This window comes from Halomonas sp. DN3 (assembly GCF_024137905.1).
GTDB lineage: Bacteria > Pseudomonadota > Gammaproteobacteria > Pseudomonadales > Halomonadaceae > Halomonas > Halomonas litopenaei.
The window spans coordinates 2,534,913-2,547,051 of sequence record NZ_CP099965.1; the positions used below are offsets into that span (position 1 = coordinate 2,534,913).

Sequence of the window (12,139 nt, forward strand, 5' to 3'; positions counted from 1 at the left end):
CTCGTCGACTTTTCGTCTAAAGCCCAGAACCTATCGGCGACGCGCTCGTGTGAACGACGCTTCTCCCTGAGGCCGTGGCCTGGTCGAACGCCGGCAACAGACGCCGGATGCGCACCAGGCCCGCTGCCATCGCGACTTTCACCCACGACGAGAATGCTCCATGAACAACGCTTCTCAGGAGGGGCTGGCCGACTGGGCCGGACCGATCCTCGACGGCGCCCTCACCACCCTGCAGATCGCCTGCCTGGCCTACGCCATCGGCGTGCTGCTTGGCTTTGTCGGTGCCGCCTGCCGGCTGTCTCGACACGCCTGGCTGCGCGGAATCGGCGGCGCCTACTCCACCGGCGTGCGTGCGGTGCCGGAGCTTCTGCTGATCATCCTGCTTTACTATGCCGGCTCCCAGGCGCTGACCGCCCTGACCAACGCCCTCGGCCTGCCCGGGCAGGTCGCCATCAACGGCTTCGTCACCGCCGTGGGGGTGCTAGCCTTCGTCCAGGGCGCCTACATGACAGAGGTGTTCCGCGGCGCCATCTCCGCCATCCCCAAGGGCCAGCTCGAGGCCGCCGACGCCTTCGGCTTTTCCCCCTGGGCACGCTTTCTCCACATCACCCTGCCGGCGATGCTGCCCAACGCCCTGCCAGGGATGTCGAACCTCTGGCTGATCCTGATCAAGGACACCGCCCTGATCAGCGTGATCGGCTACAGCGAACTGTTCTTCACCATCCAACAGGCCGCCGCCAGCACCCGTGCGCATTTTCTGTTCTACGCCGCCGCCGGTGTGCTCTATCTGATGATGACGCTGTCGTCCAACCTGGTCTTCGCGCTGATCGAGCGCCGGGTCAGGCGTGGACAGCCCCAGAGCCAAGAGACCTGATATGCGCTGGTGTCATTTCATTGCGCCCTCTGGACGTTCACGGCGTGTCAAACGCGGCCAGCCCCACTCTCACCTCCAGCCCCGGGAGACCTGATATGCGCTGGTGTCATTTCATTGCGCCCTTTGGACGTTCACGGCGTGTCAAACGCGGCCAGCCTCACTCTCACCTCCAGCCCCGGGAGACCTGACATGGACTTCAGCTGGTTGAGCGACCCTTTCTATCAGGAATACCTCATCGAAGGCCTGATCAATACCTTGTGGCTGCTGCTGGTGTCGGCCATCGCCGGCCTCACCCTGGCCGTCGGCATGGCCATGGCACGCATCAGGGGCCCCCGACCGCTGGCCTGGACGGCCACGGCGGTGACCTCGGTCATTCGCGGCACCCCCTTGCTGGTGCAGCTTTTCTTCTTCTACTACGGCGTGGGTCGGCTGCTGGAAGGCATCCCCGGCATCCAGGACAGCATCTTCTGGGGCTTGCTGCGCGACCCGTTCTTCTACGCCACCCTTACCTTCACCCTCTCGGTCGGCGCCTACAGCGGCGAGATCCTGCGCGGTGCCCTGCTCAGCGTACCGCCTGGCGAGCGCGAGGCCGGGCGGGCCTTCGGCCTCAGCCCGTTCCAGGTATTCTGGCGTCTGTGGCTACCCCGCGCGGTACAGTTGTGTCTGCCCACCCTCACCGGCGAGATGATCCTGCTGCTGAAGTCGATCCCGCTGGTCTCGACCATCGCCATGATGGATCTGCTCCAGGCGGCCAACATCATTCGCGACGAGACCTTCCTGACCTACGAACCACTGCTGCTGATCGCCGCCGTCTATCTGTTGCTGACCATCGTGCTGACGCTGTGCCTGCGTCAGGTCGAGCACCACTTTCCGGGGGTACAACCGGTACGTCGCGCCTGGCGCCCCTTTGGACAACCACGTCGGGTGTAACGTCGCTTCGCCATCCGCACCGGCATCGACGCCCATGTCGATGTGACCTTCCCGCCTTCCCTGTGCCGGCCAACGTCGATCGACCGCCGGCACAGGGTGCATTTTCTACTTTTCCTCACGCGCCTGCTCGGCTCGCCCGTCCTCGACTCACGTCCATCCCGGGATCGTCGGCGATTCCATATCGTTTTCAGCGTTATCCCTCACGTTATTTGCTTCAGCGCGCACCTCTGGCATTCGCCCTCCCCCGAAAAAGAGCCCTGCCAACCCTCGAGTGAAGGGCTGGGGCCTTGGCGTCAGCCGCCTACCATAGGCTTGTCACTACCGTCCTGATCTGGGTAGCTACCCCTCCACTTTTTCGGCACAGAATAGAGATTCAACGTCTATGTTTAGGGTATTGTGCAGAAATGGCATTAAAAGCGTCATCTGCCATCGATACAGTGACAACAAGGAAAGGCAGGAGTCGGTATGAAGGGAACTCGTTCACGGCTGATCGCGCTGGAGCCACGCCTGCTGTTCGATGGCGCCATGGCGGCCACCCCCGACCCCGCCAGCGATGGCGACGGTGGGAAACCCAACCAGCACCAGCCGACAGACGGCGATGGCCAGGTACCGGCCACCCAAGGCGACAGCGACAGCCCCCGTGGTAGCGGAGCGCCGGCTCGCCACCTGGTGGTGGTGGACGCCCGCCTCTCCGACGCCCAGCGCCAGACGATCCGCGAGGGTCTTGCCGACGACGCCGAACTGCTGGAGGTGGACGCCGACGAGAACGGTATCGAGGCCATCACCGCAGCCCTGGCCGGCATGGACCAGGTCGAGAGCGTGGAGATCTTCAGCCACGGCGCCTCAGGACAGTTTCAGCTCGGCGATACCCGGGTCGGCAACGACACTCTCACGAGCCTGACGGCGAGCCTCGGCCAGTGGCGCGAGGCACTGACGGCCGACGCCGACCTGCTGCTCTACGGCTGTCGCATCGGCGCCACCGACGCAGGGCTCGAACTGGTGGAAGGCCTCGCCAATGCCACCGGCATGGACGTGGGCGCCTCCGCCGATGATACCGGCCACAGTGGCCTGGGCGGCGACTGGGAACTGGAGCGTCAACAGGGGCAGCTGGCTGAGGACCGTGGCGTAGCACTCGCCGCCCTGGCAACCCTGGATGGCCTGCTGGCCGACGCCGAGCCCACGGCGTCGCTCGGCGAATCTGCAACAGAGGTGCCGCTGGGCGAGGAATTTCAGTTCACCGTCAGCGTGTCCAATGCTTCCACTGCCCAGGAGGGCTACGCCCCCTTTGTCCAGTTGATCGTGCCCGCCACCGGCAAGGACGGCGCAGGCGCCGAGGTCGACGATGGCATTGTCATCACCTCGGCCAGCTACCTGGGGGGGCAACTGGACCTCTACCAGGTGACCTTCGACGCCAACGGTGAGGCGGTGCATCCCCTGGCAAAGGACGCCAATGGCGACCCGATCACCGTGCTGGCCTCGGCCTATGGGGCCCAGGCCGGCGACACCCTGGTGGTGGCGGCGTTGCCCTTCGCCAGCCTGACCAGCGACCAGCCAAGCATCGACGTCACCTTTACCGGCGAGCTGAGCGAACTGGCCGATACCTCCCAGACCAACGGCAGCCCGGACCTGGTCATCCAGGCCATGGCCGGCTTCGAGCTTGGCAACGATGCCCTGTCCAACCCGGAGCAGGACCCCAGCCTGATCGGTAGCGCGGTCGCCTTCACCATCACCCCCACGGTCATAGCGGTGGAGCAGAGCCTCGACATGAGCGAGGGCGACACCACCACCGGCGAGAACTACCCCCACAGCCTGGTCACCACGGTGCGACCGGCCGGTGCCGGTGCCACCGCCCAGACCCTGACCGACGTGGTCATCACCCAGCCGGTGCCGGACAACGTTCAGGTCACCGCCATCGATCCCGGCAACGGCACCCTGACCTCCATCACCCTGGCCAGCGGCAACACCTACACCGGTGATCTGACCATCCAGGCGCTGATCGACAGCGATGCCTTCATCACCTCCTACACGGTGACCTACGACAACCTCACCGAGGCCCAGTCCAGCCGGGTCGACTTCTATGTGCCGGAGACCGATGCCAACGGCGATCCTGTCCTCGACCCGGTGACCGGCAATGACCAGACGATCACCTTTGACGCCCCCACCGGCAGCGGCGTCTGGCTGCCGCTGGACGATCGCGACCGCAATCCCGACGACCCCGACGGCAAGGTCAGTTTCGAGGGAACCGGCGATGCGCTGAGCTTCGTTGCCAAGTCGATCACCCTGGAAAAGACCGCCACCCTGGCCATCGATACCGGCACCAGCGGCCTGACCCCGGGTGATACCCTGGAATACCAGCTGGAGATGGCACTGTCGGACTACTTCGCCTTCGGCGAGGACACCCAGCTCGACGGTCAACTTGTCGTCACCGATACCCTCGGCAATGGCCAGACCCTCGAGGGCACCCCGACGCTGATCCTCTACAGCGGTGATGACGCCACCACCATCGATCTGGTGGTCACCACCAGCGTCAATGCCGATGGCACCACCACCCTTGTCTTCGATATCGCCCAGTCGATCGAGAACGCCCTGGATGACCAGGCCTGGCTCGCCGGCGACGCCGCCTTCGATGGGGTGATCGACGCCGGCGCCACCCGTGCGCTGATCAGCTATCGCGCGGTCATCGATGACGCCTACGCGAACGTGACCGACCACCCTGCCATCAACGAAGGCGACAGCCTGGGCAATGCCGCCGAGGTCGATGCCACCCTGCTGCTCAACCCGAACAACCTGACCGGCGAAAGCGAGACCGACGACTCCAGCACCGAACTGACAGTGCCCACCAGCCAGGTGGACATCGCCATCGAAGGAGGCGCCAGCGAACTGGCCCCCGGCGACCAGGTGACCTTCACCCTGCGCTACGAGCTGGTCACCGGCGACCACGAAAACTTCCAGTTGATCGCCTACCTGCCGCTACCGCTGCTCGACACCTCGGGCATCAGCTGGACGGAAGGTACTGACCCCGGCCAGTGGTCCCTGGCAGCAGACAACAGCTGGGCGGGCGATATCACCAGCGTAGCGAGCGGTGATGGCAACGCCATCGTCTTTACCCTGGCGGACCTCAGCACCACAGAGGCCAGCACCATCGCCCTGAGCTTTACCATGACGGTGGGGGATCAGCCCTTCGCCGATGGCCGCTCGCTGGATGTGCTGGCCGAATCGCGCCAGACCACCACCCTCGACAAGACAGAACTGGTGACCCAGGACGTGGTCAAGGTGTAGTCGGTGGCCGAGCCGGTCGTCACCATCACCCATGGGGTGGTGTCCTCGACCAACGGCAGCGTCAGCGGCACCAGCGGCAGCTGGAATGCGCCCGGCACGGCGGGTGCGCCCTTCACCGGCAGCATTACCGACCCGGCGGCGGTGGACGGCGACGTCACCGACATCGACGCCGGCGACACCCTGCGCCTGGCCACGCTGCTCGAGAACACCGGCGGCGGTGGTGCCTTCGACGTGACGACCGAGATCGCGCTGCCCACGGACCTGGCCTTTGTCGGTGGCAGCCTGGGCGGTGCCAACCTGACCCTGACGCTCGGTGACGGCAGCGTGCTGATCGAGGGCACCGACTACAGCGTCAGTGGCAACACCATCACCCTGCTCGACGACAGCGGCCAGGCCACCCTGCAGGCCGGGCGGGATGGCAGCGCCAGCGACGCCGCTGGCACCAACATCATCGTCATCACCTACGACGTGACCGTGGCCGCGGCGGTCAGCGCCAGTCGCACCCTCGGCACCACGGCAACGCTCACCAACTACGCCAGCGTCGACGGTGGCAGCGACTTTACCCCGACGGATCTCGATGACGACGCGACCCAGCAGGTGGCGGCGCCAACCATCACCACCACCTTCGCGGACGGCGGCGCCGCCACTGACGACGACTCAAGCGCCAGCCACACCGACGGCGCCGACCTGGTGGTCGGCGAGTCGATGCTCTACGACATCGTGGTGACCCTGCCGGAAGGCACTACCCAGAGCCTCGTGATCAATGACCTGATACCGCCGGGCATGGCGCTGGATACCAGCTTCAATGGCTCGGGTTATGAACTGATCACCCTGGCCGCCGGCAGCGACAACCTGAGCGCAGACTTCGCCGGCAGCGTCTCCGTCAGCGCGCTTGCCGGCAGCGGCGGCACCCTGGGCGCTGACGGCGTCGATGCCCAGTACACCTTTAGCGCCGCCAGCGCCACCGGCGACAACGACACCGGCAACAACACCTTCGTGCTGCGGGTACGCCTGATCGCCAGCAATACCCTCGACAACCAGCAAAGTACCGAGCACGAACACAAGGCCAGCCTGACCTACCAGGACGACGACGGCGACGAGGTCAACGGCAGCACCGCCGTGGATCGCGACGTCAGTCAGCCCGGTACGGGCCCGACCACCACCCTGGTGGAACCCACGGTCAGCATCGAACAGGCGCTGACCACTCCTTCCGACCCGGGTCTCGGAGTCGACTCTGGTGACGCCATCGAGTACGCCGTCACCTTTTCGAACACCTCGGGGGTCGACGCCTTCGACCTGGGGCTGTCTGTCCAGCTACCTGCTGAACTCGACGGCGTCAGCCTTGAGGCGGTGAGTTTCAGTGACGCCAACGGGCCCGCCGTGGGTGACTTCGAGATCACCGGCAACGACACCGACGGCTATCAACTCAGCCTCAAGAGTGGATTCGATCTCGACCTGCGTAGCGGCCATTCCATCACCCTGACCATCGGTGGCACCGTGGGCGCCACTGCCGCGGATCTGGCCAACCTGACCTCCGAGGCCCGGGTCGACTGGACCAGTCTCGACGAGACCAGCTCCAGCAATGGTACCGAACGGACAGGAGCCGACGGGGAACTGGGGGATGGCTCCCTCAACGACTATCGGCAGATCGATATCCAGGCGATCCCGATCGCTCAGACACTGCAGGTGTCCCGCGTCGGCGGGCTGGACAGCACCGCTGCTGCAGATCCGACCGGCGACACCCGCGAAGACGTCGCGGTGGGTGAAATCATCCGCTACCGGGTGGTGGCGCTGCTGCCCGAAGGCACTACGGACAACTATCAACTGACGGTTCAGGTCGATGAAGGTCTCACCATTCTCCCGGAGACGGCCAACCAGATCCTGATGGCCTTCATCGCCAACGATGGCGGTCTGACAAGCAACCTGAACACCAACGCCGATTCCGTCGAGGGCAATGGCCAGTCCCCCGAGGCCGGGTACATCCAGAGTGACCTGAGCGGCGGACCGGAGAGTGTGCTCGACCCTGCCCGCTACACCATCAGCGGCGATGGACGCACCCTGACCATCGACCTGGGCACCATCACCAACGCCGATAATGACCTCGACAAGGAAGGCATTTCGCTCGAGTTCAATGTGCGGGTCGACAACGTCTCGACCAACCAGGCAGGGACAGAGCTTGGCATGGTCGTTACCGAAAGCCGCGACGGCACCAGTTTCCAGAGCGAGGAAATCTACGAACGTATCGTCGAGCCGTCCTTTACCGAGATGACCAAGACGGTGGTGGCCTTCGATCCCGCCCCGGATGACACCACCGGTACCGCCAGCGTCACCGTTGCCTTTACCCAGAACGGCGGCATGCCCGCCTACGAAGTGGTGCTGACCGACGCCTTCCCCTCTGGCAGCGGTTATGTCATCGACAGTGTGGTCATCGATGGCCAGAGCTACAGCCTGGGCGGCCTGCCGGCCGGAGTCTTGGCCAACGCCACCGCCACGGGTATCGAGCTCACCTTTGCGCAACTCGACCCGGGCAGCGAGGTCAGCGTGTCCTATCGCGTCGAGGTACCAAACGATGCGGTGGTGGCGGCCACCGCCGCCGAGGCCCGTCTTGCCTGGTCCAGCCTGCCCGACGACGGCAGTTTCGATGGTTTTGGTGGCAGTGATGTCGGCGCCGACGGCACGGCAGCGGGCGAACGTACCGATGCCGACGGCAGCGGCGGGCTCAATGACTATGTGTTGACCGCCGGGGCGAGTCTCGGCCTTGTCGAAGGCACCCTGTGGAATGACACCCTTTCCGCCGACGCCAGCACCGCACCCGATGGCGATGGTCTGGCCGGCGTCAGTGTGACCCTGACCTGGGCAGGCAGCGATGATACCTTCGGTAACGCCGACGACGTCAGCTACACCACGCTCACCGACGCAAACGGCAACTACGCCTTCGGTGTGCTGCCCAAGGGCAACTATCGGATCTCGGCCAGCGAAAGCCTCACCGACGGCAGTGCCGGCGAACTAAAGGCACGTATCGACTCCGACGGTGGCACCTTCGGCGACGGCAGCCTGTCGTTGATCACCGGCAACGTCGACGGCGCCACCACCTTCGACGCCGATATCGGCTATGTCGAACTCAACGATGCCCCCGTGCACACCTTGCCGGGCTCGCCGGTCTCCGGTGACGAAGACATCGAATTTGCCATCACCGGCATCTCGATTGCCGATCCCGACGCCCTGACACCCGGTACCAGCGGGGCCCAGAACCTGACCACGACGTTGAGTGTGAACAACGGCACCCTGAACGCTTCCAGCGCCGGTGGCGCCAGTGTGTCAGGCAGCGGCACCGGCGAGCTGATCCTCACCGGCAGCGTCACCCAGATCAACGCCGCCCTCGCCACCCTGACCTATACCGGCGTCGCCAACTTCAATGGTGACGATACCCTGACCATCGTCACCAGCGACAACGGCAACTTCGGCGACCACCCTGATAGCGGCAATGGCACCCCCGGCGAGAACGCCGACGCCCTGACCGACCGCGATACCCTGGGCATCGAAGTGATTGCGGTCAACGACGACCCTGTCGCCACCGACGACAGCGCCATCGCCGTGGAGGCCGGGGGACGCTTCAATCTCGGCGGTATCGACCCCAACGGCCTGGTCATCCTCAATGATACCGACGCCGACCTCAATGACGCCGACCCCGACGTGCTGACGGTGGTCCGGGCGGGCACCACGGCGGGCTCACTTCAGGCGGTCAACAGCGACCCCGCCTCGCCCACCCGTATCGTCGGCACCTACGGCACCCTGGTGATCTCCTCGAGCGGCTCGGCGGAGTACCAGCTCGAGAACGACAACCCCGCCGTAGAGGCCCTGAGGCTGAGCGGCAATACGCTGCCCGAGTCCTTCGTCTATGAAATCAGTGATCGCGCGGGCGTCACCTCCCAGGCCACCATCACCATCACCATCGAAGGCGCCAACGACGCCCCGGTGGGCGTCGACGACGGCGGCGTGGCCATCGAGAAAGGTGGCATCAGTAACGCCACCGCCGGCCAGGACGCCACCGGCAATGTGCTGACCAACGACACCGACGTCGACCTCAACGGCGAGACCAAGGCGGTGTCCGGGATCCGTGTTGGCGATGAGCCTCTCGGCAGCTTTGACGACGTCACCGGTGCCACCGCCATAGACGGCAGCTACGGCACCCTGACCATCAATCCGGATGGCAGCTATAACTACGTCATCGCTGACGACAACACAGCCGTCGAAGCCCTGGCGGTGGGCGATACCCTGAGCGAGACCTTCAGCTACCTGGTGACCGACGCCGAGGGACTCGATGACATCGCGGTGCTGACCATCACCATCGAAGGCGCCCAGGACAACCCCGTCGCCACCAACAACACCACCAGCGCCCAGGCACCGTCCACCGACGGCGCCACGCCGGCGGTAGACGGCACCGGCAATCTGATCGCTGATGACGACGGCGATGACGTCGACGCCGACGTGGATACCATCGACCAGGGTGCACTCGCCGTCGGCGCCATTCGCCCCGGCAGCGAGACGGCCGGCGGCGCCATGACCGGCCTCGGTGGCGTCAGCGCCAGCGTCGATGGTCAGTACGGGCGCCTCACGGTAAACGCCGACGGCAGCTACCGCTACGTGGTCGACGTCGACAACGCCGCCGTACAGGCACTGGCGGCAGGCGCCACCCTGAGCGAGACCTTCACCTATCGGCTGATCGACACCGCCGGCAATGCGGACCTGGCCGAGTTGGTGGTCATCGTCACCGGCGCCAACGATCCGCCGAGCCCGGTGGCCGACAAGGCCATCGCGGTGGAAGCCGGGGGTACCGCCAACGCCACCACGGGCGTCGACCCCAGCGGCAATGTCCTGACCAACGACGACGACGTGGATGGACAGCCATTGAGTGTCGATCAGGTCCGCTTCAACACCACCACGGTAAACGCCGGCCAGCCGCTGGCCGGACGCTACGGCACCCTGACCCTGAACGCCGACGGCAGCTTTTCCTACGTGGTCGATAACAGCAATCCGGCGGTGGAGGCCCTAAGAACCGCCAACGATACCCTCACCGAGGTCTTCGTCTACCGCAGCGTCGACCCCCTGGGTGCCAGCACCACGGCGCGTCTGACCGTGACCATCGAGGGACGCGACGATGCCCCGGTGGCCGCCGACAACGTCGCCCTGGCGGTGGCCGACAGCGATCAGGGCACCGGCCGTGATCCCAGCGGCAATGTGCTCGACAACGACAGTGATATCGACGCCGGTGACCAACTGGCCGTGAGTGGCGCCCGCCCCGGCACCGAGGCCGCAGGCGGGGCCCTGTCCACCCCCAGCGCCGGCACGATAACCCTGACAGGCCAGTACGGCACCCTGACGCTTGCCACCGACGGCAGTTACAGCTACGCGGTCGACCAGACCAACGCCGAGATCCTCGGGCTTGGCCCGCTGGAGTTCCGCCGTGACGTCTTTACCTACGAGGCCCGTGATCTGGCGGGACTGGTGGACCTGGCCGAACTGACGGTGTTCGTGCGCGGCCAGAACCAGGCGCCGGTGCCCGGCGCCGACGATGGCCTGGCGGTGGAGGCCGGTGGCCGCGACAACGCCACGCCCGGGACGGACGCCGTGGGCAATGTGCTCGACAACGACAGCGACGTCGATGGCGACATCAACCTCGGCGTCAACCTGCTCGGCCCCAACCTGACGGTGACCGGCGTTCGCACCGGCGATGACCCAAGCGCCGGCACCGAAGGCACCCTCGGCAAGGCACTCAAGGGCCGCTACGGCAGCCTGGTGATGGAGGCCGACGGCAGCTACCGCTACCAGGTCGATGACGACAACCCGGAGGTCCAGGCGTTGCGTCAAAGCGGCCAGACCCTGGTCGACGTCTTCACCTATGCGCTGGAGGACCGCTGGGGCGGCCCCGCCAGTGCCAGCCTGACGATCACCATCGATGGGCGTAACGACGCACCGACGGCCCGCGACGACAGCGGCGACGCCGTGGACATCGGCGGAGGCGCGAGCCGCCCCGACGCCACCGGCAATGTGCTGCCCAACGACACAGACGTCGACGCCGAGCGCTACGGCGAGACCCAGAGGGTCACCCTGGTGGCACAGGATGGCGTCAGCGCGGCGCCCGGCGAGCGCCTGGCGGGCCGCTACGGCACCCTGATCATCGAGGCGGACGGCAGCTACCGCTACTTTATCGACCGCACCAACAGCGAGGTGCTGCGCGCCAGCGGCCTGGGTCCGCTGTTGCAGGAGGTCTTCGTCTACACCCTGACCGACCAGGCCGGCGCCAGCGACACCGCCACCCTGACCCTGACCCTGGATATCGCCGCACCCTATATTCCGATCAGGGATGGCGCCGGCCCCCACTTCCTGCGCCCGGACGATGGGCGCCAGTCGCGCGCCACCCTTGGCGATGTCGACCCTGTGGTCTACGTCACCCCGGAAGTCGAGCGCAACAGCCGCCAGGTCTTCGACTACCTGCGCCTGTCCCACGGCGCCCAGCCCTGGCTGGTCCGGCCGCTGGAGACGCAGATCCCGTCGCTGGCCAACGGCCTGGGTGAGGTGCCAGGCCAGTACGTGCTACGCGGCGTAGCCTTGAGTCGCCTGTACGCCGAGCAGGATCAATTGCTGATGCTGGGTCGCCACGGCCGCACCGACCTGACGGCGGATGGCCTGCTGGCCGATCCCTCCCTCTACGCTCCCACCCGCGAACAATTGCTGAACAACGCCACTGGTGCCGATGGCGAACCGACGATTCCGACGCGAAGCTCGACGCCGGGCGACGCTCGACCTGGCTCGGCCGAGGCGCCGAACCGCGACGCGGCAGATGACGGCCGGCCTGTGCTGCCGCCGGGGGCCGAATGGATCGCCGATGGTGACCAGGACGATCGCCTCGCGCCAGCAGCGCTGGCCCAGGACGGCTGGCGCGGGCCAGATGAGACCTCCGGCGCCTCTCCCAGAGTCGCTGCAGGCTTTCGCGCACAACTGACGGCCATGGCCGGCTCCACCGCGCCGCTGCGAGGGGAGCAGGACCTGTGAGAT

The 12,139-nt window shown here is 66.1% G+C and carries 4 protein-coding genes; all 4 read left to right on the forward strand.

What is annotated here, in order from left to right; genetic code table 11:
* The first annotated feature begins 160 nt into the window (after nt 1–160).
* Nucleotides 161–874, forward strand: coding sequence for an ABC transporter permease (locus NKF27_RS10925; RefSeq protein WP_045994541.1), 714 nt, complete (start codon nt 161–163; stop codon nt 872–874).
* A gap of 189 nt (nt 875–1,063) precedes the next feature.
* The gene (locus NKF27_RS10930; protein WP_253029240.1) at nt 1,064–1,804 is read left to right on the forward strand and encodes an ABC transporter permease; all 741 of its coding nucleotides are present in this window, start codon (nt 1,064–1,066) and stop codon (nt 1,802–1,804) included.
* 465 nt (nt 1,805–2,269) lie between these two features.
* Entirely contained in the window at nt 2,270–5,083 is a 2,814-nt protein-coding gene (locus NKF27_RS10935) for a DUF4347 domain-containing protein (protein WP_253551581.1), read from the forward strand.
* 3 nt (nt 5,084–5,086) lie between these two features.
* Nucleotides 5,087–12,136: a VCBS domain-containing protein gene (locus tag NKF27_RS10940; RefSeq protein ID WP_253551583.1), complete on the forward strand. Its 7,050-nt coding sequence runs from the start codon at nt 5,087–5,089 to the stop codon at nt 12,134–12,136.
* Nucleotides 12,137–12,139 lie beyond the last annotated feature (3 nt).